We start from the raw sequence: 24,686 nt of genomic DNA on the forward strand, positions 1-24,686 counted from the left end.
GCTGCGGCCACGATAGTTTAGGGGTAGCCCTACGCAAAAATAGCTCGATGCCAGGGATTTTAATACAAACAAAACCCGCTAGCTCACATCACTGCTAGCGGGTTTTCGTTTATGCTGAATTTAGTATTGTATAAATCGCTATAACTTATGACCCAAGAACTTTGGGATTTAAGAAAGTCCATTCTTGATGGACGTTATGACGACGCTTTAGTAATTGTTGATGAGCTAGAGTTGATGAGTCGAAAGAGTTATATCCGAAATATTAGGAGTTTCCTCATCAGGCTCATTATTCCTTTGATTAAAAATCAAGTTGAACAGACATTAACTAATTCCTGGGTAGCTTCTATTAAAGGCTGGATTTTATAAATTCAAGATTTAAATTTACAGGATAATAAGACTTCTCATTATGTGAAGCAATGTGAATGGGAGGATTTGCTCGATGCTGCTTATGATGCGGCAATCGATCCTGCATCTGCTGAAATTTTTGATGGTTTGTATACACCTAAGCGATTGCAAGGAATGCTAGAAAAACTACTGATTATGTCCGTAGCAAAAGATTTTTTAAATTTGACTTATACGAATTCTCAAAAGTCTTTGCCTGGTGCTATTGATGAGATATTGATTGATTTACCTGGTGGGAAAGAGTGGGAAGAAGGTAAGTAAAATTGATTATGTGAGGGATTTATAGTAAATTTATGACATTACCCACTATCACCCAGGACATAAAAAACTATCAACTCACATCTTGCACCTAACCGAATAAACCCGTAAAAGGTAAATAAAGAGCGCAAAATATAACAATACAAGGAGAATGTTATCCAAGGAAAGTATAGTTAATAATATAGCTTAAATAAACGGTAATACTACGTACATAGCTTCAAACACGAGAAAATGCTCAGATGACGCAGAAAGCGTCATCTAAGAGTGCGATCATAAATGTTGGATTTGCCTAATGTTTTGTGCAATTAACCAATCGCTGTCTGGACGACAAACCAACCGAGCTTAGATCAGTATATTCACTCAATAAATGAGAAAGTTTTAAGTGCCCTGTTGATTTTAAGTCAAATCCCAAAATACGAAGGACACCACCAAAGTCTGCTAGATAAAACCACCTATCTTTATTTACACACTTGCTAGCAGATTCAATAATGATGTTGCGAATTTAGGGTTGACTCATATACTATTGTGTGCCGAACGCTACCAAATTAAAGCACTGTTGATGCTTATAGTGTGTCCATGAGTCTGCACACCCTAACCCCGGATTTCTCACTATATTTCTCAAAGCCTTATAAAATCTAGATTTAGGCGTTTCACAGCGGATCAAAACTCTTACCCATCAAAAAAGTCCGAAATATACTCTGGGCAAAGGTTCTGGTGAATGTGATCGCGACCTTCGGTTTTGAAGCCAACTATGGCAGATGACTCCCATGCTTAGGTTATAGGGTTATTGCCCTCTCCCTGTCGTCCCGTGCCCCCCTCTCCTCGTGGTGCAGACATGATTTGCTTTTGCTGTTCTTGTAGCCAGATTTCAAAGAGTTCATTTAGCAAACGCACTTTCATGAATTCATCTAGTTGTGCGGGGATAAATTTTTCCAGCCGTAAAATCACGAACCAGTCAGCGATGCGCGTAGGGGGCAATATCTGACCTGGTTGACTGCTAGAAAGCATTTGCACCATTACCGGATGTAGTGCATTCAGTTCAATCGGACCCACTAAGCCACCAGTTTGGGCTTCTGGTCCAAGTGAGTATTCCCGCGCCAAATCAGCAAAAGAGTTTTCTTTTGCCTGAATCCGAAAATAAAGTTCTTGGGCAATTCCCACATCTTGGGTTCTGAGTAGAGAATAAATTACTTTATCCAGTTTTGCCTTGGACTGAAAAAAGTAGGATTCCAGTTTATTACCCCAAGTGGCTTGCTTGAATTTTTCAATTTTAAGCTTACGAGTGATAATAACTTCTAGTTGTTCAGGAGTCACACCTTGATGTGCCATCCAAGCCTGAATGTCTTCTTCATTTTTGAATTGTTTTTCGGCGTAAAACTGCTGTTTAGCTTGGGCTACTTCCTCAGGTGTACATATTGCTAGGTTCGCGGAGCGTGAGCTTTGATTTATCGCTTCATCAAGGATCAATTCCCGCTGCAACTGTGGCAGCATTTGGTAACTTGCCAGTAAGGAAATCAGTTCACTAGCTGTGATTGTACGATTACCGATTTGGATCGCTTCAGTCATTAGCTTTCAGGCATCTTAAGAATATCTGGTTTGTCAAACAAGCTGTAACATAGCCCATTCACTGGGAGCTTTTGTCTTAGTCCCACCGAGTCAGGTATGTTAACCTTACTTTTGCAATAATTAAATAGTGATTTGCTAACATACTTTAAAATATACAGTTTATATAAGTTTTTATCAAAGATTCTACGTACATACGACCAGATGTGAAGACGTTCAACTTGCATGACAACGCCTGAATGACGGTTTTGTAGATACTTTAAAGAATGCTCAAAGACGATGTCTGGTGACAAGCCACGCTTGCCTTGCACATCTAGAAATTCTCGTCGTCTGTTAACAGTTATCAGAGATAGAAAAAGGCAGCATTGGGTGTGCTGCCTTTTTCCATGAGAGATTTATGTATCCTTTAACCAAAAATTCTAACCTCTACAACAACTTTAAATAGTTCAAAAGATCCGCCATTTCTTGGGCACTAGGCTGGAATTTGGGCATTGGCGGTGTTTCACCACTGATTACTTGGTGAATCAGTCCATATTGAGATTTGTGCTTTGAAACAGCTTGCAAACTGGGGCCTACTCGGCCGTCTGCTTCCAAGCCATGACAACCAGCACAGTTAATTTGAAAAATAGCGTGTCCTTGAACTGGGTTTCCTGTTAGGGACAGAACACTCTTGACGTATGGATCGGAGGCTTGAACCAACTGAACACCAAAAAAGCCCAAAGGGACTGCTAGCAGTATGGCCAGCGTCAATAAAACGATGCGCTGAATCAAAATTTCAGGTTTGGTAATCTGGTTATCCAAAAGGTTTGCGGTGAAAGTTTAGGTGTGCTAAAAAGTTTTTATTTCCTACACATAGCTTAAAAGTTCTTGATTGTGTCTGCAACCACAGAAGATAATTTTCTTGTGGGCAGTCATCCTCCAAAAAGGCTGTAGAGCGCAGGATTCATACCAAATTTGGTAAAATCAAAAACAGGAAACGAATATTTAATAATTACGAAGAGGAGATTTACGGTGGTTGAACCCCTGCTATCAGGTATTGTCCTTGGTCTAGTTTTCGTCACTCTCGCCGGACTGTTTTACGCTGCCTATAAGCAATACAAGCGACCCAACCGGTTGGGGGGGTGAGAACGTGTTGAGTTATGAGTGCTGAGTTATGAGTGCTGAGTTATGAGTGGGGGAGATAAGGGGGACAAAGAGGACAAGATACAATTTTCTCCCCCTGCTTCCCCACTCACCCTCTTGTCTCATTCCAAAATTCTGTAGAAAGTAAGTGATGTGTTGCCATAAACTTTGTTGCGACAAATTTCCCAAGCGGAAATCTCTGGCGGTGTCCAACCTTGTGAGCCGTGTTCAACTGCGATTTCGCCGCTAGAATCTAAAAGCTGATAGTGAGCGATCGCTTCTAAAACTGGCTGATACAATCCACTGGCATAAGGTGGATCAAAGTAGATTCTGTCAAATTGCTTGCCTGATAAAGTCTTTAACTGCTGAATAATATCTCCCCACAATACCCGAAATTCTTGCTCGGCATCAGCTACTTGCTGCCAATTTTGTTGAATAGTGGCACAGGCTCGGCTTGATTGTTCAATTCCTACTACTAAGCTGGCTCCTCTACACAAAGCCTCTGCACCCATTGAACCAGTACCGGCGCACAAATCCAGCCAGCGACAACCTACTATTTCTCCCTGCCAAATATTAAAAACTGCTTGTCTGACTCGCGCACTGGTGGGTCTAGTTTCTTTTCCTGGTAAAGTTTTTAGCTGGCGATTGCCGTAAATTCTCAGACTCATAATCGATTAGTCGTTAGTTATTGGTCATTAGCCATTTTCATTTATTAACAAATGAAAAAAGACAAATAACAAAAGACAAATGACGAAAATAGTATTAGGCAGGAATTTTTTCGCGGACTTGAGCAACAAAATTAGACAGGATTTGCAATCCGATATTAGAGGATTTTTCGGGGTGAAATTGGACTGCAATCAGGTTTTCGTGGGCGATCGCAGCTGTGACGGTTTGAGTCCCGTGGGTGACAGTTGCTGCACGGATTTGCTCTTCTATGGGGTCAACATAGTAGGAATGGACAAAATATACCCAAGGATCGGACGGTAAATGCTCCCACAAAATACTTTTTGGCTGAGTCACTTCCAGTTGATTCCAACCCATGTGAGGAATAGTGATGTCAGGTTCTGGACGAAACCGCCGCACTTTTCCTTTAATAATTCCTAGTCCTGGTTGGGTACCTTCTGCACTTGATTCAAAGAGAATTTGCAATCCTAAACAAATTCCCAAAAAAGGTTTACCAGATGCGATCGCTTCTTTAATAGGTTGTTCCAAACCACGCGATCGCAAGTGTTGCACTGCTGGATCAAATGCTCCCACTCCCGGTAGGACTATTGCATCTGCCTGCTCTAATTCCTTTGGAGAATAAGTAACATTAGGAGTTGCCCCAGCTTTTTCTAAGCCTTTGCAGACTGAGTGCAAATTTCCCATCTCATAGTCTACGACCGCAATAACTGGCATTTACCTGCTCCTTGTAAATTTATTATGGAGGGTTTTTCTATTCTAAATAATATTTCTATTCTAAATAATATTTGTTATGAATAAAAGAATTCTATTAACTTCCTTTGACACTTGCTAAACGATAAACTGTCGAATTCTTCTGATGAATTTATTACTAGAAGCTACAAAACTTGAGTTGATACCCCATGACTTAACTTTTTTGCGCCAGTTACCGGTAGATGTGCAACTTGCCAGTCATCAGGTAATTGAAAAAATCAATGCAATCCAACCTGATTAGATCATCTGTTGTGGCATGGCTGCAAGCCGTACATGATTAAGTGTGCAAGCAGGTGCAAGCTGTAAAGAAATTATTTTGCAGACAGAAGTCGATTTAGAGAAATTAGTGGTGGGAGCATTGGCAATTCAGATTAGCCATGATTGCGGTAAATTTGTTTGTGAACACGAGTGGGGATGCACTAGAAGGTAGTTTACTATTCAGTATTGGACTACTTAAGTCAATCAATTTTGGATAATGGAATTGACGGTAGCGTAGTGTAAAAGCTGCGGCATGGCAACTCTTAGAGAGGCTGCGCCAACGCTTAGAGCGAGTCCACGAGCGGATGATTGGATTTGTTTTGCCTACGCTTAGACGGGACATGAACCAAAAAAATCTAAAATCTAAGATTGGCACGAACAAAGCCAACTCACGGCACGTTGTATCTTTGTCCACGTTCCGGTTCTCAATCAAGAAAATTTGATGGAAATTCTTGCAGATTTCTTATTAATTATTAACAAATTGGCACTTTTATAAACTTATTAATGTCTGTGATATTGGAAAAAATATCTAAGTGTATGTTGCCATTGCTACTGATTTTGCCAATTGCTCAATCAATTCCTGCTACACCACCACTTGAAGAAGTCCTGCAACCACAAGAAGTGCGTCCTTTACCAGGCAAGTTGGATACAGTACCAACGTTTAACAGCAATAGTCCAGAATTGGTGTTGAAAGAAGGAATTTTACTCTCCACTTTTCCACCAGATGGCAAAAAAGTGCCAACAGCGCATCTGAATTTTCCCTTTCGGGGACGATTTGATATTTTTGCCCATCATGTTACTAAGGCTGAACCACCAGAGAATTTGCGTTCGCTGTATCTGGGAATAATTTTGCATAACCCTGGTTCTGAACTAGTGAAGATAAATATTTGGCAGGCGGCGAGTTATTTGAGTCAACCGGATGCACCATTTATTCAGTTACCATCCTTTACCCAAAATCTTTTAGGTACAATTTTTGCGGGGCCAGGCGATCGCGTCATGTCTGATGTTTTAAGGGGACGGCGACAAGAGATTTTTCCTGCCCAAATTGAGATTCCACCAGGGCAAAGTCGAATGTTACTCAATCTGCCAATTCCTGTGCAGGGACTGACACCACCCGTGAATGGTCGGTCTACATTGATCCGATTGCAAAGTAATGGCACTGTCTATGCAGCTAGCCTAGCCATGTTTGCACGGGTGAATCCCGATGGCAGTGAGCGATCGCCTACTTTAAAAGAGTGGCAGAATTTACTAGATAATGGTGATTTGGCTGGGCCACGGGATAAAACTGCTACTCCCTTAGAGGAAACTGACAAACCAAGAATTTATGGGCGTGTTGCTGGAGTGGCTGGTGGTTCACGATGGAGAGCCTTATTAGTAGATAATCCTAAAGCTGGGTATCTGACTATTCCCCAGCCTGGTCAAGTGTTTTCCTACGCTCTGAGTACCCTGCATGGTGGTACGTTAGGAACTGGTCAAATTCAAAGTGCACCCATGCTGGTGCGTTATCCTGACACCGCATATCGCGCTCATGGCAACTATGGAATTCAATATAATCTAAAGTTGCCGTTATATAACAATACTCAAAGTTCTCAAACTGTTAGTGTGTCGATGCAAACGCCACTAAAAGAAGAACAGTTAGGAAAACCAGGGTTACGCTTTTTGAATACACCAGCCCGTGAAGTATTCTTCCGAGGCACAGTTCGGGTACGTTACAAAAATGACCTTGGTCAGCTGCAAACGGAGTATGTACATTTGGTGCAAAAGAGAGGTCAACCAGGAGAACCGTTAGTTTTATTAAATATGAAAGCTGGCGATCGCTCCTTAGTAGAAGTAGATTTTCTCTATCCACCGGATGCGACACCACCGCAAGTATTAACAGTGTCAACTCAAGCTGCACCTCGGTAATGATTCATAAGTAATGGGTAAGAGCTTTTCTCCAATTACCTATTACCAAAAAATATTAGTCAGATCATTCACAAAGTCTTACTGTTTACCAACTTGGCGCGGCTCGAAGGCACAACAAGGCGGTCAATGTTGCTCCATGAATTAACATTCTTCATATTGATAAGACTTTTCATCCAAAGTTTGTGTATTTAGGGTGAATACTTATTCCGCTCCATGCGTTGCAATATAAATAGCAGACTATAGCAGGCAATAAAAGGACAGCATGGCAAGCGATCAAAAAATCAATCAAGAAACTGAGTTAAATTCGCTCCAGCTCCTTATTGGAACCCTGATTTTACTGGTAGAGGATGAGCCAGATATTGCAGATTTGCTCATCTTCATTTTAGAAGCAGCTGGTGCAGAGGTGATGGCTTTAACCGATGCAGAAGAAGCCCTTGCCTTGGTAGAATCGCTTCATCCCGATATTCTGGTGTGCAATGTGAAGTTGCCTGATCATGATGGAAATTGGTTAATTGAGCAAATTCGAGTGCATTCTTGCCTATCCCTAAGACAGTTGCCTGCGATCGCCATCACTTCTTATACACGGGAAGTCTCAAGTCATAAGGCTTTGAATGCTGGTTTTAATCGATTTCTAGTCAAGCTTGAGAGTCCAGAGTCAATCGTAGGTGAGATTGTTCACCTGCTATCTACCGATCTTTAGATATAAATACTCGGTCTTGATCCATTCGTGAGAGGTTAAGACAAGATTACTTTTGTCAATTAGTAACTCTAAGTAGGTGGGCGTTAAAAAATACAACTAGATTAAGAAATGTAAATTGCTTCAAAGGTTATATTCAAAGCGTTTATGGTGCTTTATATAAGTTTACGTAGTTTGGTTTAATTGTGCCTATCTACTTATTTAAAATGTGTTGATAAATGGGATATTAAATTAACGTGAGCTCGACGGGTTGAAGAAGGTACAAAAAATATCTCAAAGTAAAAACCTGCAAAAATACTACTGAGTAAAGCTAGCTTTTCTCTATATAAGGAAACCCTATGATTTTTCGCAGTACAGAACCGAATATCTCCATCCCTGAACAGCCCTTAACGGAAATTGTCTTGCAACGAGTGATAGAATTCACTGACAAACCAGCGATGATTGACGGGCTAACTGGTCGAACGATAACTTATAGAGAACTAGCAGACTCAATTAGCAAAGTAGCTGCTGGTTTTGCTGCGAGGGGTTTTTCTAAGGGGGATGTAGTTGCTATTTATAGTCCTAACTGTCTAGAATATCCCATCGCATTTGGGGCGATCGCTAGTTTAGGTGGAGTTAGCACCACGGCAAATCCATCTTTTACAGCTAGCGAACTTGCATATCAATTAAATGATGCTGGTGCTAAATATTTGCTGACAGTACCAGAACTGCTAGAACGCGGATTAGAGGCCGCTAGTCAGTCAAAAGTTGAATCAGTATTTGTGTTTGGTAACGCTGCGGGTGCAATCCCATTTTCTGTACTTTTAGAACATTGTGACTCAGTACCAAAAGTACAAATTAATCCAAAAGAAGACGCGGTTGCTTTGCCCTATTCTAGTGGCACAACTGGTTTGCCTAAAGGAGTCACACTGACACACTATAATCTAGCAGCCAACGTGTACCAACTTTCAAACCGCGAGTTGATAAGTTCAGCAGACACAATTATTGGCATTCTGCCATTCTTTCATAGCTACGGACTGCAAATTTTCTTAAACTATAGCCTTTATTGTGGTGCTACCGTAGTTGTGATGCCGCAATTTGATTTAGAGACTTTTTTGAGACTAGTGCAGAAGTATAAAATTACTCGCGCTCATTTAGTACCTCCGATAGTCTTAGCCTTAGCAAAACAACCAATAGTAGATAAATACGACCTTTCTAGCTTAAAGATAATTACCAGTGGAGCAGCTCCACTGGGTAATGAAGTGACTTTGGAATGCGAACAGCGTTTAAATTGTGTCGTCAAGCAAGCCTACGGTTTGACAGAAACCAGCCCAATAACGCATATCAACCCTGACGAACGTGAAAAAATCAAATCCGGTTCTGTTGGTCCCTGCATGAGAAATACTGAATGTCAAATTGTAGATATTGAAACAGAGAAACCCTTGGGTTTCCACGAGCAAGGGGAGCTATGGATTCGCGGTCCGCAAGTGATGAAAGGGTATTTAAATAACCCTGAAGCGACTGCAAAAGTAATTGATGCCGATGGTTGGTTTCGCACTGGTGATATAGCTTATGTAGATGAAGATGGTTATTTTTACATAGTTAACCGGATTAAAGAGTTAATTAAATACAACGGATATCCAATTGCGCCAGCAGAACTAGAGGCTGTATTGTTATCCCATCCAGCGATCGCTAATGCTGCTGTAATCCCCAGTCCCCATCCAAGTACGGGTGAAGTTCCCAAGGGTTTTGTTGTCCTCAAAAGCGAAGCTACTCTTGGGGAAATTATGGAATTTGTAGCAGGACTTGTCGCACCACATAAAAGAATTCGTCGGTTGGAAATTGTCGATAAAATCCCCAAATCAGCTTCTGGTAAAATTTTGCGTCGGCTTTTAGTGCAACGAGAAATAGCAAATATAGCAGAAAACTTACCAGAACCTCTTCTCAAAGTAAATGGGTTGCAGAAAAATTAGCTACTATTGCACGCTCGCGTGCTATTCCCGTTTCTATTTACAGACCACCCTTTATTTCCGGTCATAGTCAAACAGGTGCTTGGTATACAGATGATGTTATTTGTCGAATGATTAAAGGTTGCATCCAAATGGGAAGCATGGCTGGTATAACTGATATATTGGATTTATCTCCTGTTGATTATGTCAGCAAAAGCATTGTCTATTTATCAAGACAACGCGAAGCTCTTGGTAAATCTTTTCATTTAAACAATCCTCAACCTATTTCTTGGAATCAGCTAACTGATTTTATTCGTTCTTTAGGCTATCCCATTAAGCATATTTCTTATCAAAATTGGCAGTCACAGCTTAGTAACCAAGCTCGTTCGCAATCAAATCCTTTATATCCTCTTTTACCTTTCTTTCTCAAAAATTCTCCAGAGCATCAACAAGCTAGAGAACCAAAAATTAGCTGTCAAGCAACGCAGACCGCACTGGCAGAAAGTTCGATTATCTGTCCTCCAGTAGATACTAAATTGCTGAATACCTATTTTGACTACTTTATTAGTAGCGGTTTTTTGGATGCGAAATGATGAACATTACTAAAACACTTCTTTGTGCCTTTGGAATTTATCCTGTTGTGTTTAATGACAACGGCGATAATTCTTGAGTCTTGGCATTGGACAAAGTGCAGAGTAGCAGAAGGAATTAAGCGTTTCGGCGATCTTCCACTCTTCTAATCTCATCCAAAAACTTTAGCTGCTGGTATATACAGCTAATCTGCGGTAAATCCACACCTTTAGAATGCACTTTCCGTAATGGGTTCCCAAAAATTGCTTCTACTTCCAAAGGCCGTCTTTCGTCGTAGTCAATTTTCATGCTGGTACGATAAGGCTTCATCTTCACGGTGTAATCTAGCATTGTTTGAATGAAGCTATCAGGAATGATGCGTCCGCAACTAAAGGAACCTGCTGCAACTTCATACATCAACTGTTCAACTAATTTGCGGGTGTGGACATAGGACATTAATTCATCTGTTCTAGCGTTGAGAATTACAGACAGTCCATTATAGGGAATATTCCACACCAATTTTTTCCATCGCCCTAGTAGTAAGTCTTCAGTTAATTCCATTGAGATACCAGCACTCTTGAAGTCATCGGCAATTTGCCGCATCTTATCTGTAATCCCAGTAGGATCATAGCCAGAAGCATATCCTCCTAGTGTAATTTGTCCATAGTCGAGGTGGCGGATATGTCCTGCTTCGACTTTATTGGAACAGAGAAAACACAACCCACCAATAATGCTGACATTGCCAACTATTTTGGCAACTTCTTCTTCCACCGCCAATCCATTTTGCAATACCAACACTACCCCATCATCCCTGACGAGTGGCGGTAACATCTGCGGCAATAAATGGTTTTGTGTCGTCTTTAATGCTACCACCACCACATCGCATTGTGGCATTTTTTCTACATCATTGTAGGCATTAACTTGAGTCAGGGTGAAATCACCATCTTTTGACTCAATAACCAAACCAGATTTACTGACATATTCATAATCACTCTTCAGCAGAAAGTGGACATCTAAACCAGCTTTTTGCAGTTTGGCACCATAAAAGCCACCTAATGCACCAGTTCCTAGAATGGCGTAACTACGCTCGGACATTTTGGTAACAATGAGATTTTTCTATGATGATCATAAGGCGAATACGTCGCACACATACAGCCGAGGGTAATCTGGTCAAAAATTATTTGAAGAATTATATGAACCAGGGTTGCAGTTAGTTACCAAATCAAAAAAGAACATGTTGACTAATAGTTGATGTTCTTAATCTGTCAAGAATGGTCTTCATCTGGTTTTTGATACTGATATTTACCCAATAGGCGTTGGGAGCAAATAGCTAGCTGTACCCTCCTACAAACGACTCTGCCTTGGAAACCATATAACCCTAAGTGACTAGGGTGAGATGTTAGATATATTTGTTAACTTTATTGAAAACCCTTTGCTGGCTTTTTTTGCCCCTTACCCTTAGGCTTAGATTTATTAACTTCTCCTAAAGCTTCTTGAAATAAGTTGTGTAGATGTATAGGAACGCTAGCAATTTCTGGTAACTCTGGCTCAATAGGTTTGTTGAATTCTTGCAAAAGTGGGTCTAAGTCACTTTCAAGGCTAAATGGACGTTGCAGATATTTCTGCAACACCCTTTCTAACTGAGTTGGATACTGTTGCGCTAACCGATGCCAGATAAAGGCGTTAATACTTTTATCTTCGAGGTAATACCGAATTAATTTTTCAGCCCCTTCAATACTTTCCCAGTCCTCTGCTGATAAAATTGCTTGTATTTTACTATATGTTGGTAAAAATATTTGTCCCCAACGAGGATCAGAAAGAGCCGTTACCTGTTCTGCTTTTTTGAGTTCCGCAGGTAAATCAACTTTGGGCATAACCATTTTGCTATTGCCACTTTTGCTGTTAAACATCTGAGAAACTGCGTTTGAGTCAGCACCAAATTCTTGTGCTGCTGCTTTGATTTCCTCATCTGTGATGCCAGCTGCTTCTGCCACTTCAGCCAAGGACTTGGAAGTATCAATTCCTGCTGCTGCAAAGCTTTTTTCAGTGATTAATTCTTGGAATTGGGCTATTTTTTTATTAAGCTGGTATCCCGGCAGTGTGATTTCATCAGTGCCAAAAAAGTCTACAAACTGCTGATGATATTGTGCTACTGACTCCCAAGCCTCTTCTAGCAAGTCTGGAGCATCGCTGTAAAGATTACTTTTATAGTTTTCTTTGAAATTACCAATTGCTACAGCAAGTTTTGGTTTACCCAATTTACCCATCATTGTGTAGGGGCCAGAAAACATCCAGTAGCTGTCGGTAACGGGAGAAATGCGAGTTAGTAAGATTTCTCCTACTTTCAACCGAGATATTGCCTGTAGTGTTTGGGTATTGTTTGGCTTGACGATATAGCGTTTATCTGTCAACCAGTTCGTCAGCTCAAAGCCATCAGGTAGGATGTTAGTAATGGCAAATAAGCCAATAAAACTATGATGCCAGCTTTTGATCAGGTCGCGATCGCTCCCTTCTAAATCTGGATGGCTTTCGATAAACAACTCTAATGGTGACTTCTCACCGACTTTCCCTACTGTCAGAAAGCTATCGATGATTAAGTCCTGCTGCGTACTATCCCCACTTCCACGACGCAACTGTGCTGCTGCATAGGTTTCGAGTGCTTGTGCCAGTTCGCCTTCTGCATCAAGAACAAAATCAACTAAGGCTTGTTTTAATTGGTGCGATCGTTCTAATATGACATCCACAAGTTCATCTCTCGGTGCAACAGATGTAAATTATAGCTTTTGAGAGAATTGCTTGTTTGATAATTTAGCAACTTCCCTATGGAAACTGCCATATCTCCTCTAAAAGTTTTCAATAAGCACATTTTATCCCAAATTAGATGATCTGACGCTGCTGACTGCTACCCTGCAAAGTTTCTTTAGGAGATGTCTACTGTGTCAAGTTTAAATTGATCAGTAGACAAGACTTTAGTCCTGAGAAAATAAGGACTAATACCATTTCACTTTAATAATGATACAAATACGTTGGTAAGGGCATGGCAATGCCATGCCCCTACAAGAAATCTATCTGTATCAGGGTTTTCGTGAATTGGTATAAAATCCTGACTACAAACCATCAATCAAAACTAGTTTGACAAATCACTACTAGGTAGAAAGCCAAAAACCAGAATCTTGAGGATTCAAAAATGTGTTTTTAGAGAGCAAAATAAAAAGGCAAAAGAAAATCTTCTTTTGCCTTTTTACTTTTTACCTTTTAATAGAGACGCAAAATTTCAAGTCTCTATTCCTCGTCGAAATCATCTTCCTCGTCTTCTTCTTCTTCCTCGAAATCGTCCTCGTCTGCTACTTCATCGGCGATTAATTCATCGTCGTCATCTAAAATTGACCTTTCTGCACGTCTGCTACCAAAACCAGATTCTCCAAGAGTAGGAGAATCTAAATTATAGGTGCGAGCAGTACGGTCATCTAAAACCATATCCAGGGGATCATCAACTTCATCCAAGACACCATTGCTAATCTCAGCAGCATAATCATCGATCGCACCGGGTTCATCATAGGTATTGTACCCAGTACCAGCCGGAATCAATCGCCCGATAATCACGTTTTCCTTTAATCCACGTAGCCAGTCAGATTTACCTTCGATGGCTGCTTCGGTAAGTACACGTGTTGTCTCTTGGAAGGATGCAGCAGAAATAAAGCTGTCAGTGTTCAACGATGCTTTGGTGATACCCAATAATACTGGGGTATACTGTGCCCTAGCACCGCCTGTAATTGCCATAGCTTCGTTCACCTGCTCAACTTGGCGCAGTTCCACCAATTCGCCAGGAAGCATTGTAGTGTCACCACCATCATCAATCCGGACTTTGTTGGTCATCTGGCGAACAATCACTTCAATGTGCTTATCGGAAATATCAATCCCCTGAGACTGATACACCATTTGCACTTCATTCACCAAGAATGTCTGTACCTTCTGCAAAGCATAGCTAGCACAAGCATAAACTCCGTCTTCGGAACCCAGGCTAAAGAAGATTTCCAAAATTTCGTGCGGGTTGGATGGACCATCTGTCAACGGTTGTCCCGCTAACACAGTTGCTCCATCTGGCACAATCAAATTTTGTCCTGGTCCTAGAGGATAATCAGTGACCACGCCATTTGATTCTACGACCTTGATGGCGATCGCTTCATCACCATCGCCGTAAACTACCTTAACTTCACCCGCCCGCCGACATAAAATGCACGCTTCTTTCGGTTTACGAGCTTCAAGCAGTTCCTCAATCCGGGGCAAACCTTGAATGATATCTCCGGTTTTGGCGCGTTCAAACACCAACAACACCAAGTTATCACCCCGTTGTACCAAATCGCCGTCTTCTATCTGCAACACAGCACCAGGGCTGACTCGATAAGGGCGACCGATGCGGGTAGTAATAACGTAGTTTTTAGTACTCAGAGCTGATTCCCCACCAGATGCAGCAGCGGCACTTTTAATATCCACTACTTGCCCTGATTCTGGGGCAAAAGCTCCCGCAGCAACTTCTGTACCTTCTACTAGCAAGTCACCCACTTTTACCTTGGGCTGAGTACTAGTATTGGTTGTGAGCATATCGGTGTGGCGCAACACTAAACAGCGACGCACGTTTTCGCTTCCTTTTTGCACGCCCCGCACTATCCCCCCTTCTTTACACAAGATTTGGGTCCGTGCTACCACAGATCCAGGGGCGATGGTAAGCCCATCTTCTACTTCAAGTGTTGTCTCAGTGCTACCTTGGGTGGCATCAGCGGTAATATCTCGACGAATTACCAAGGACTCCAAAATCACCAGTTGTAAGCGCTGAACTTCTGGGTCTTCAGTATCCTGTACCAATTCAATATCTGCTGCTAGGGGCGAAGCATTGTGGTCTTGTTCCCCTTCTTGCTCAATTTCCAGCACTAACTGGGTTCGCAGCAGTTCCACACCTTCAACAGACTTGACGCGTTCCGAATCTTTGTAAGGTAGTCGCTGCACAGCCCGCAACTGAATCGAACGCCCAGTTTTTTGACTTACTGATGTAGTTGATGGCACGTCTGGATTATCCGGTACGGCAAACTCAACTACCGGACGACTTAACAGGGCAGGGCCTTCTGGTGTCTCCACATACTGGATATAGCGTAATTCTGTAGCGACACTGCCTTGAAATTCCTCGCCAGGTTGGATGAAGGTATTATCTCGCCCGATGACTGCTTCTGGATCATCCACCATTAGCAGTTCTCCTGGCTTAACCACCACTTCCCGCAGGATGTCGTTTTTCTGGGTGACTTCTACCACACCGCTGTTTTGGCAGAAAATATCTTTTACTACCTCGGTGCCAGCTTCCACAAATTGACCGTCTTCTACCAACAGCAAGGAGATGTCTTTATTAACTTCGTGACTTTCTTCGGGAATCCACAAAAGGGTACCGCCCTGCACAACTTCATAACCCAGCTTGGCTTTGCCTTTTTTCTGGACTTCTACACCGGCGAATTTCAGGAATCCACCAGTGGTTGTGCGATAGCGGTCATCAATTAACTCAGCTACCACTTGACCATTTTGTACTTTTGTGCTAGGTGTAGCCCGGAGGTTAAATATCTGGTTGTTGCCAGTGGAGACTAAGTAATTATTACGACCTTGGGAACTTTGGACTGTTACCGTTGCCTGGTCTAAGACTACAGAAGCGGTAATAATCTCAATTTCCCTAGTACTTTTACCTGGGGTAGCTTCCGGCAAGCGCACCACACCACCGTGTAAAGTGGTTAACTTGGTTTCTGCTAAAACTCCATTCGAGGCGATCGCATCACCATTTTTCACCACCAATTCTGCCCCAGGTGGCAAGTTGTAAACTTCCCCAGACAAAATCCAAATCAAACCACCCCGTGCGGCTGTGGTTGTGGTATTACCCTGACGGTCGGTTTTTTGTTCTGGAACTACTTCGGCAAATTGCACTTCCCCTGCCAAGTCAGAGGCTACATCTTTAACTGCTTTTTCTGTATTAGTCCTAGTTGTGCGTCCACCGAGAGCAACCTCTGCCAACAACTGTCCTTGTTTTACCTTATTTCCATCAAATACATATAGTGTTGAACCTTGAGTAAGATGAACCTCTTGGTTGTCTGGGGTAACATCACCTACTTTTGTTGGCTCCAAAAGCAGGATGCCATTAGCCTCAACATACAGGGCATCTTCCCCGTGGCGGGTACGATATGTTCTGGTTTTCAGTTTGCGGGGAAGCTTGACAGTCCCATCGATTTTAGAACGAACTTGTTGCGCCACTTCCCCAGTAAACACACCACCTGTGTGGAATGTCCGCATGGTTAACTGGGTACCAGGTTCGCCGATACTTTGGGCGGCAATAATCCCCACTGCTTCGCCCAAATCCACCATTTTGGCGTGGGCTAAACTCCAACCGTAGCAGTGTTGACACACTGAACGTGCAGCTTCACAAGTTAGGGGCGATCGCACCACAACTTCTCCCACCCCAGATTTTTCAATTTTCTTTGCCAAGTCCTCAGAAATTGGAGAATTGCGTGGTGCAATCACTTCTTTTGTGACTGGATGCACCACATCTTCGCCAATTACCCGTCCCATCAAACGAGTTGCTAGAGGAATCAAGGTTTTGGCACCTTCTGTCATTGGTCGAATGTTAAGTCCTCTGGTGGTGCCGCAGTCAAATTCCCGAATAATTACATCCTGCGATACATCCACCAATCGGCGGGTGAGATAACCAGAGTCAGCCGTCCGTAAGGCGGTATCCACTAATCCTTTTCTGGCACCGTAAGACGAAATAATGTATTCCGTCACAGTTAGTCCTTCACGGAAATTAGTTTTGATGGGCAAATCGATAATTTCCCCTTGAGGATCTGCCATCAGTCCCCGCATCCCCACCAATTGCCGGACTTGGGAAATGTTACCCCGTGCCCCGGAGAATGCCATCATGTATACGGAGTTTAGGGGATCAGTTTTCTTGAAGTGAACGACAACTTCATCTTTCAAGGCTTCACTGGTACCGTTCCAGGTATCGATTACCTTTTGGAAGCGTTCTACTTCGGTGATTTCTCCCCGTTGGTAACGGGTTTCTGTGGCGCGAATTTCTTCTTCGGCTGCTTCTAGCAGCAATCGCTTAGTTGGTGGCACCATCAAGTCATCTACACTGATGGAAACCCCTGCTTTGGTAGCGTAGCGAAATCCCAAATCTTTTAGTTTGTCCGCCATTACTGCGGTTCGCGCCGTACCATAATGCGTAAAGGCCCAAGAAATTAAATTTCTCAGTTGACCTTTGTCAACCACCCGATTGCGAAAAATCATTTTTTCGTTAGTCATTAGTCATTAGTCCTGAGTCATCAATAATTAATAATTCGTAATACTCGCCAGAGGCGAGAAGCAAGCTACGTAATTCGTAATTGAAGAATTAATTACGAATTACGAATTACGTTTAATGTGAATTAGGCGTTGAAATCCTTATGTTGCCGTCGATTTGGTTCAAGCTATGTTTTGGTTAGACCCAGAAATCCTTATGGAACATAGGGCGTTTCTAATTCACATCAGGCGTGAATTAGAAATTACGAATTAACTTGCTAGTGCTTCCTGAATGGCATTATTGTAAATAACGCGACCAGGAGTTGTGTATATATACTGCGAAAGTACATTGCCTTTAGCGTCTTGTCTGACTCGGCGGAACTTATAGAGTAATGTCCGGCTACCATCCTCATTTTCCGTCACTTTCAGGGGTTCTGTATCCGGTTGGTCTGATTCTATTTCACCGTCAAACCGCACATAGATATAGGCGTGCAAGTCAATTTGCTCTTGCTGGAAAGCCATAATCACATCCTCTAGCGAAGAAAAGTACTTTCCTACACCTTTTGTCGCACCGGGATTTTCTGCTGTTAAGTAATACGCTCCCAACACCATATCTTGGCTAGGCGTAATGATGGGTTTACCCGTGGCTGGTGACAAAATATTGTTAGAAGCCAACATCAACAACCGCGCTTCAGCCTGACTTTCTAACGACAGCGGGACGTGTACCGCCATTTGGTCGCCGTCAAAGTCGGCGTTAAATGCCGGACACACCAGAGGATGCAGTTGAATCGCTCTACCTTCTACCAAAATCGGTTCAAAAGACTGAATACCCAAGCGGTGCAACGTTGGTGCCCGATTTAGCATCACCGGGTGTCCTTCAATCACCTCTTCCAGCACATCCCAAACACTGGGGTCATTACGCGATATCAGCTTTTTCGCAGCTTTGATGTTATTCACCATACCGCTACGAATAAGGCGGTTAATCACAAATGGTTGAAATAGCTCAATTGCCATTTCTCTAGGCAAACCACACTGGTGAATTTTCAGCTTTGGCCCGACCACAATTACAGAACGTCCAGAGTAGTCAACCCGTTTACCTAACAAATTTTGTCGGAAACGTCCTTGCTTACCCTCAATAATGTCGGACAAAGATTTTAGGGGTCGGTTATTTGCCCCTACCACAGTGCGTCCCCGACGACCATTGTCAATCAAAGCATCCACTGCTTCTTGCAGCATCCGCTTTTCGTTTCGCACAATAATTTCTGGTGCCAAAATTTCTTGCAAGCGTGCTAAACGATTGTTGCGGTTAATTACCCGCCGATACAAATCATTTAAATCGCTGGTAGCAAACCGTCCACCATCTAGTTGCACCATTGGGCGCAAGTCGGGGGGAATCACGGGAATAACTGCCATTACCATCCACTCTGGTTTGGAACCAGTGGCGATGAAGTTGTCAATCACCCGCAATCGCTTAATTAGCTTGGCTCTCTTTTGTCCCTTGGCGTTGCCAATTTCCTCGCGTAGGCTTTCCGCTTCTTGCTCTAAATTGATATCGGCAAGCAAGCGCAACAGTGCTTCAGCACCAATACCTACCTCTACGCCTTGCAACTGAGAATCTTCGCTATAAATTTGGTCTTCTATTTCCAACCACTGGTCTTCACTCAGTAGTTGTTTGTAAGTTAAAGTTTCGGCATTACCTGGACTCAGGACAACATAAGAGTTGAAATAGACAATCTGCTCGACATCCCGCAAAGGCATATCCAATAGGATGGAAATATAGCTAGGAATGCCTTTGAGATACCAGACGTGAGCTACTGGTGCGGCGAGTTTAATATAGCCCATGCGGTGGCGACGCACCCGTGACTCGGTGACTTCTACCCCACAGCGCTCACAGACAATACCTCTGTGACGAACTCTTTTATACTTGCCACAATGGCATTCCCAATCTTTCGCGGGGCCAAAGATGCGCTCACAAAATAAGCCATCCATCTCTGGCTTGAGAGTTCGGTAGTTAATGGTCTCAGGCTTGGTAACTTCACCGACTACCTGACCATTGGGCAATGTTCTTTCGCCCCACTGCCGAATGCGTTCAGGGGAAGCCAAGCCGATTTTTACGTAGTCAAACTGATTAGTTTGGGCAGGTCTCATACTTAAATACTGAGTTCCGAGTTATGAGTATATTTAGTTTTTAGTTTGGAGTTAAGAGTTAGAAGTTAGGAATTGTTAACTCCTAACTTCTCACTCCTCACTCTCTATTCGTCATCTTCCAGCGATTCGCGGGAAAGAGATTCATAAGTGGGTCGAGGAGGTGTGCGACGGGCTGATTGGTCTGCCATCAAATCGACTTCCACATCTAGGGAACTGCCATCTGCTTGGGTTTCTACTTTGTGTACTGCAATGTCTAACCCCAATGATTGCAACTCGCGCATTAGCACCTTAAAGGATTCTGGGGTTCCAGGTCGAGGAATTGCCTTACCTTTAACGATCGCATTTAACGCTTCATTCCGTCCTTGCATATCGTCAGATTTAACTGTGAGCAATTCCTGTAAGGTGTAAGCTGCACCAAAGGCTTCCAATGCCCACACTTCCATTTCCCCAAACCGTTGACCACCTTGTTGGGCTTTACCACCCAAGGGTTGCTGAGTCACCAGTGAGTATGGGCCTGTGGAACGGGCGTGGATCTTATCATCCACCAAATGCACCAGCTTCAGCATGTAAGCCACACCGATAGTGATTGCTCGGTCAAAGGGTTCGCCTGTACGACCGTCATACACCATGATTTTGCCTGGATTATCTGGGTTATATACCCAGTCTTTGCCTGTTTCGTCTCGTGCTTCTTGCAATTTGCCATGCACAATTCGGCGGGATGACTCTTCACCGTACATTTCGTCAAAGGGAGTAATCTTAAATCGCACTCCCAAGGTCTGACCAGCCCAACCCAAGAGGCACTCAAATACTTGTCCGACGTTCATCCGACTGGGTACACCCAAGGGGTTAAGTACAATGTCTACTGGTGAACCATCGGGCAAATAAGGCATATCTTCCGCTGGCAATATCCGAGAAATAATCCCTTTATTCCCGTGGCGTCCTGCCATTTTGTCACCAACTTGGATCTTGCGCTTTTGGGCGACATATACCCGGACTACCATATTGGCTCCCGGTGGCAGTTCATCGCCTTGTTCACGGGTAAATAAACGCACATCAACTACGCGCCCTTTTTCACCGTTTGGGACTCGCAGGGAATTGTCCCGCACATCTCGCGCTTTTTCACCGAAAATGGCCCGCAACAGTTTTTCTTCTGGCGGTTGGTCAGATTCACCTTTAGGTGTGACTTTTCCTACCAAGATATCTCCTGCTTCTACCCATGCCCCAATGCGAATGATTCCCTGTTCATCCAACTGACGTAAGGCATCTTCGCCGACGTTGGGAATTTCTCTGGTGATTTCTTCTGGCCCCAGTTTCGTCTGTCTAGCTTCAATTTCATATTTTTCAATGTGAATTGAGGTGTAGACATCATCCTGCACTAGTCTTTCAGAAATTAAAATTGCGTCTTCGTAGTTGTAGCCTTCCCAAGGCATATAGGCAACTACAATATTTTGTCCTAGCGCCAATTCACCACCTTCGGTGGAGGAGCCATCAGCCAGCACCTGACCAGCAACAACCCGTTCACCAATGCGGACGAGAGGTTTCTGATTTAAACAGGTGTCTTGGTTGGAACGTTGGTACTTGGAAAGGGTGTACTTAATTTCGGAGGTTGCTGGTTTCGGACGCACACGAATTTCTGTGGCATCCACATAGGTGACATCGCCATCGGTGCGCGATACAACCACCATTCCGGAGTCTCTTGCTCCTTGCGCTTCCAAACCTGTACCTACCAGAGGGCGTTCTGGCTTGAGCAGGGGTACTGCTTGCCGTTGCATGTTCGACCCCATCAGCGCTCGGTTAGCGTCATCATGCTCCAAGAAGGGAATCATGCTAGTCGCTACCGACACAATCTGTACTGGAGATACTGCTACGTAGTCCACCTGTTCTGGTGTCGTGGTGGAAAATTCTTGGCGATAGCGGACTGGCACTTGCGGTCCAATAATGTGCCCGGTTTCATCTACAGGAATATCTCCCGGAGCAACCCGCAAGTCATCTTCTTCATCGGCTGTCATATAGGCTGGAGGCAGGTCAAATCTGACTCGCCCGTTTTCCACAGGTCTAAATGGCGTTTCTAAGAAGCCGTACAGGTTTACCCGCGCATGGGTTGCTAAGGAGCCAATCAATCCGGCGTTGGGACCTTCTGGTGTCTCAATCGGGCAAATACGTCCATAGTGACTAGGATGAATATCCCGCACAGCAAAACCAGCCCGTTCGCGGGTTAAACCACCAGGACCAAGGGCACTCAAACGGCGTTTATGGGTCAGTTCTGCTAAAGGATTGGTTTGATCCATGAACTGACTTAACTGGCTGGAACCAAAGAATTCTTTAATTGCTGCTACCAGTGGTTTCGGGTTCACCAAGGAAGCGGGGGTTAGCACTTCGGCATCCGATACGGTCATCCGTTCCCGAATGATTCTCTCTAGGCGGTTTAAGCCCACCCGCACTTGGTTTTGCAGCAATTCACCGACGCTTCTTACCCGCCGATTCCCTAAGTGGTCAATATCATCGATGTTACCAATATCGTATTCTAGGTTGATCAGGTAATCTACGGCTGCCAAGATATCGCCAGCAGTTAACACCCGCATTGTGTCTGGGACAGAAAGGCGCAATTTCTTGTTGAGCTTGTACCGTCCGACGCGACCAAGGTCATAACGTTTCGGGTCAAAGAATCGGGAGTCTAAGAGCTGTTGTCCACCTAAGACTGTGGGTGGTTCACCAGGACGCAGTTTCCGATATAACTCCATCAGGGCTTCTTCTTCAGAGAATTGCCCTTCTTTTTCGATGGTTTTTTGGAAATATTCTGGATGGCGTAAGGCGTCAAAGATTTCGTTGTCTGATAACCCTAAAGCTTTTAGGAGTACCTGCGCTGATAGTTTGCGGGTTTTGTCAATGCGTACCCACACCAAATCGTTACGGTCTGTTTCAAATTTTAGCCATGCTCCCCGGTTGGGAATTAAGCTAGCTGAATAAGTGCGTCGCCCGTTTTTGTCTATTTCTGATTTGTAATAAACCCCTGGCGATCGCACTATTTGGTTGACAATTACCCGCTCGGCTCCGTTAATAATAAACGTGCCGCGATCGGTCATCAAAGGCAAATCCCCAATAAATACCTCTTGCTCTTTGATTTCCCCTGTTTCTTTGTTAATCAGGCGTGTAGGGACATACATTTGAACGGCATAGGTACTGTCCCGCCGTTTGGCTTCTTCGACGCTGTACTTTGGCTCCTTGAGTTTGTAGTTATGACCCAAAAAGTGCAGTTCTAATTTGCCCGTATAATCTGTAATAGGACTAAAGGAGTTAAGTTCTTCTATCAGCCCTTCTTCCAAAAACCAGCGAAAGCTTGACCGCTGGATTTCAATCAAGTCGGGCAACAGAAAAGCGGGTTCCATATATGTTTCTTTAGTCATGCCTCTTCCTTTGTCAACCTGGTAACATTTTCCCTTGGACACTGCTGTTTGACGCTTCCCATTGCTAGCCAGTGTCCTTAGCTAGTTTGGGAACTTCTTTTTACACAGTTGCTATTTACAGGTGTGGGCAAACGCAGCGATTAAAGCTGGAATGAGCAATTTGCACAAGGTGTACCCTAATCGGGTACTCAGACGGCAAAAACTCACTATAGTCTTGATTTAAGAAGAATATACAGTTGAGATATTCCTGAGTTTTATCTACTTTCTTCATTTCCCCTCCAAAAAGCGCGTTAATTTGCTGACGCAGCTCTAAACGGTGTGTCTTAAATCACTCCGCTATTTATACTCTCAGTAATATCCTAGATATCCTAAGACTGAGGGAATGATCCGTACCTTGTCGGCTTTGAATCAGAATCACTTCATTTTGCTGAATTGTACTCACAAGGCAATTTTGTTTAACGATTTTGAATATGTTCAATACACACCAAGCTGATGTTGTGCAAAAGTTTAGCTCAACCTGGGTTGGCACGGTTAGTCATGTGTGGAGAGCATCCGCTTGTAGAGATTTGGAGCATGGCCAAGCCGATAACAGCACGGAAAATTAGGATCAGAAATTTTAGCTTCCTTCCTTTATCATTATGGCGCAAGCAAAATGTTTTTGAGGCAATAATATTATCATATTTTTGTCCCCCTAGAGTTTTATTTTTTTTAGCACAACTGAATAAAAGAGATTAAAGCCCACTTTCTATTGACAGACCGAATAATTTACAGGCATTCTGGGTGGTTTGATGGGCGATTGCCTCTACCGTTTCCTGACGCAGTTTAGCTACTTGCTCGGCTACATAAAGCACGTAGGCAGGCTCGTTGCGCCTCTCGCCCCGTTTAGGAACTGGGGCTAGAAATGGGCAGTCTGTTTCAATCAGTAGGCGATCGCTACTCACCATCGCAGCTGAGGATTGGATCGCTTTGGCGTTTTTGAACGTTACCGTCCCGCTAAAGCTGATGTAAAAGCCTAAATCGAGAAACCATTGAGTTTCTTCTGGCGTTCCTCCCCAGCAATGCATGACGCCCCGCACTCTTTCTCCCTTAAGTTTCTGCCACTTTTGTAGCACTTCTCTGGTTTGGGCCGCAGCGTCACGGCAGTGGATAATCACTGGTAAGTTGAGTTCAGATGCGATCGCTAACTGCGACTCAAACACCATGAGCTGATGCTCATAGTTATCAGCTTTGTAGAAATCCAGCCCCATTTCCCCAATTGCTACCACATTCGAGTCAGAACTCGCTAAAGTTTTGATTTTATCGGCTGTCTTGCTATTCCATTTATCAGCATCTAAAGGATGTAATCCCACGGCAAAGCTGATTTCGGGAAACTCTTGGACTATAGATTGAATACTGGAAAACTCCTCCGGGTGAACACAGGAATGTACTAAACGCACTACACCTGCTTCTTGCCACCGCGATCGCACTGTTGCTAAATCTGGCTGAAAACTATCAAAGTTAAGATGAACGTGCGTGTCTATCAGTTGCATTCTTTGTCCTTTATTGTTTGTCCTTGGTCATTTGTAAGAGAAGTTTTGTACCCTTCAGGATGCCAAAGCCATATGCTCGCGGATTCATTGACGCCGCCTTTGGTAGAGAACAGGCGGCACTATCCTCGTCAGCCGACGCTTAGACTTTTCTCTTTGTTTTCTG

At 43.5% G+C, this 24,686-nt stretch carries 18 protein-coding genes and 2 pseudogenes; 10 read left to right on the plus strand and 10 right to left on the minus strand.

What is annotated here, in order from left to right; genetic code table 11:
* Nucleotides 1-147 precede the first annotated feature (147 nt).
* Together Q0541_RS34525 and Q0541_RS34530 are read left to right on the plus strand one after the other, a co-directional pair.
* Nucleotides 148-366, plus strand: a complete 219-nt coding sequence (locus Q0541_RS34525) for a hypothetical protein (protein ID WP_366941900.1) — start codon at nucleotides 148-150, stop codon at nucleotides 364-366.
* A 42-nt stretch (nucleotides 367-408) separates the two neighbouring features.
* Nucleotides 409-663 (plus strand): hypothetical protein, encoded by a 255-nt coding sequence (locus tag Q0541_RS34530; RefSeq protein ID WP_366941901.1) that lies wholly within the window; start codon nucleotides 409-411, stop codon nucleotides 661-663.
* Between the two features lie 768 nt (nucleotides 664-1,431).
* Here Q0541_RS34530 and Q0541_RS19625 read toward each other — a convergent pair.
* Together Q0541_RS19625 and Q0541_RS19630 are read right to left on the minus strand one after the other, a co-directional pair.
* Complete coding sequence (locus Q0541_RS19625) at nucleotides 1,432-2,226, minus strand: peptidylprolyl isomerase (RefSeq protein ID WP_298913912.1); 795 nt, start codon at nucleotides 2,224-2,226, stop codon at nucleotides 1,432-1,434.
* A gap of 423 nt (nucleotides 2,227-2,649) precedes the next feature.
* Complete coding sequence (locus Q0541_RS19630) at nucleotides 2,650-3,024, minus strand: cytochrome c (RefSeq protein ID WP_273762279.1); 375 nt, start codon at nucleotides 3,022-3,024, stop codon at nucleotides 2,650-2,652.
* Nucleotides 3,025-3,234: 210 nt separating this feature from the next.
* Between Q0541_RS19630 and petG the strand changes: the two genes are divergently transcribed.
* Nucleotides 3,235-3,348: a cytochrome b6-f complex subunit V gene (petG, locus tag Q0541_RS19635; protein ID WP_273762277.1), complete on the plus strand. Its 114-nt coding sequence runs from the start codon at nucleotides 3,235-3,237 to the stop codon at nucleotides 3,346-3,348.
* A gap of 119 nt (nucleotides 3,349-3,467) precedes the next feature.
* Here the strand turns inward: petG and rsmD are convergent, their stop codons facing one another.
* Both rsmD and hisH read right to left on the minus strand, forming a co-directional pair.
* A complete protein-coding gene (gene rsmD, locus Q0541_RS19640; protein ID WP_298913917.1) occupies nucleotides 3,468-4,013 on the minus strand; it encodes a 16S rRNA (guanine(966)-N(2))-methyltransferase RsmD in 546 nt (181 codons plus the stop codon).
* A 94-nt stretch (nucleotides 4,014-4,107) separates the two neighbouring features.
* The gene (gene hisH, locus Q0541_RS19645; RefSeq protein ID WP_298913920.1) at nucleotides 4,108-4,743 is read right to left on the minus strand and encodes an imidazole glycerol phosphate synthase subunit HisH; all 636 of its coding nucleotides are present in this window, start codon (nucleotides 4,741-4,743) and stop codon (nucleotides 4,108-4,110) included.
* Between the two features lie 142 nt (nucleotides 4,744-4,885).
* Between hisH and Q0541_RS34535 the strand changes: the two genes are divergently transcribed.
* From Q0541_RS34535 to Q0541_RS19680, 7 genes and pseudogenes are all read left to right on the plus strand, one after another.
* The gene (locus Q0541_RS34535) at nucleotides 4,886-5,020 is read left to right on the plus strand and encodes a hypothetical protein (RefSeq protein ID WP_366941902.1); all 135 of its coding nucleotides are present in this window, start codon (nucleotides 4,886-4,888) and stop codon (nucleotides 5,018-5,020) included.
* Nucleotides 5,021-5,398: 378 nt separating this feature from the next.
* Nucleotides 5,399-5,533 (plus strand): annotated as a pseudogene (locus Q0541_RS19655) (peptidase C15); the annotation flags it as partial.
* Nucleotides 5,534-5,574: 41 nt separating this feature from the next.
* Complete coding sequence (locus tag Q0541_RS19660; RefSeq protein WP_298913922.1) at nucleotides 5,575-6,942, plus strand: DUF3370 domain-containing protein; 1,368 nt, start codon at nucleotides 5,575-5,577, stop codon at nucleotides 6,940-6,942.
* Nucleotides 6,943-7,204: 262 nt separating this feature from the next.
* On the plus strand, nucleotides 7,205-7,642 hold the full coding sequence (locus Q0541_RS19665; RefSeq protein ID WP_298913925.1) for a response regulator: 438 nt from the start codon (nucleotides 7,205-7,207) through the stop codon (nucleotides 7,640-7,642).
* A 434-nt stretch (nucleotides 7,643-8,076) separates the two neighbouring features.
* Nucleotides 8,077-9,591, plus strand: coding sequence for a 4-coumarate--CoA ligase family protein (locus Q0541_RS19670; protein ID WP_298914020.1), 1,515 nt, complete (start codon nucleotides 8,077-8,079; stop codon nucleotides 9,589-9,591).
* Nucleotides 9,585-9,728: pseudogene (locus Q0541_RS19675) on the plus strand (SDR family oxidoreductase); the annotation flags it as partial. The gene Q0541_RS19670 and the pseudogene Q0541_RS19675, both read left to right, overlap by 7 nt.
* Complete coding sequence (locus Q0541_RS19680) at nucleotides 9,729-10,160, plus strand: hypothetical protein (RefSeq protein WP_298913928.1); 432 nt, start codon at nucleotides 9,729-9,731, stop codon at nucleotides 10,158-10,160.
* A gap of 115 nt (nucleotides 10,161-10,275) precedes the next feature.
* Here Q0541_RS19680 and Q0541_RS19685 read toward each other — a convergent pair whose 3' ends face one another.
* The 6 genes from Q0541_RS19685 to Q0541_RS19710 form a co-directional block, all read right to left on the minus strand.
* Nucleotides 10,276-11,232, minus strand: coding sequence for a putative 2-dehydropantoate 2-reductase (locus Q0541_RS19685; RefSeq protein ID WP_298913931.1), 957 nt, complete (start codon nucleotides 11,230-11,232; stop codon nucleotides 10,276-10,278).
* A 323-nt stretch (nucleotides 11,233-11,555) separates the two neighbouring features.
* The gene (locus Q0541_RS19690; protein WP_298913934.1) at nucleotides 11,556-12,881 is read right to left on the minus strand and encodes a hypothetical protein; all 1,326 of its coding nucleotides are present in this window, start codon (nucleotides 12,879-12,881) and stop codon (nucleotides 11,556-11,558) included.
* Between the two features lie 538 nt (nucleotides 12,882-13,419).
* Nucleotides 13,420-17,466, minus strand: coding sequence for a DNA-directed RNA polymerase subunit beta'' (locus tag Q0541_RS19695; RefSeq protein ID WP_298913937.1), 4,047 nt, complete (start codon nucleotides 17,464-17,466; stop codon nucleotides 13,420-13,422).
* A gap of 246 nt (nucleotides 17,467-17,712) precedes the next feature.
* Complete coding sequence (locus Q0541_RS19700; RefSeq protein ID WP_298913940.1) at nucleotides 17,713-19,590, minus strand: DNA-directed RNA polymerase subunit gamma; 1,878 nt, start codon at nucleotides 19,588-19,590, stop codon at nucleotides 17,713-17,715.
* Between the two features lie 104 nt (nucleotides 19,591-19,694).
* Entirely contained in the window at nucleotides 19,695-22,994 is a 3,300-nt protein-coding gene (gene rpoB, locus Q0541_RS19705; RefSeq protein WP_298913943.1) for a DNA-directed RNA polymerase subunit beta, read from the minus strand.
* A 731-nt stretch (nucleotides 22,995-23,725) separates the two neighbouring features.
* On the minus strand, nucleotides 23,726-24,523 hold the full coding sequence (locus Q0541_RS19710; RefSeq protein ID WP_298913946.1) for a TatD family hydrolase: 798 nt from the start codon (nucleotides 24,521-24,523) through the stop codon (nucleotides 23,726-23,728).
* Nucleotides 24,524-24,686: the final 163 nt, after the last annotated feature.

This window comes from uncultured Nostoc sp. (assembly GCF_937863485.1).
Taxonomy (GTDB): domain Bacteria; phylum Cyanobacteriota; class Cyanobacteriia; order Cyanobacteriales; family Nostocaceae; genus Nostoc.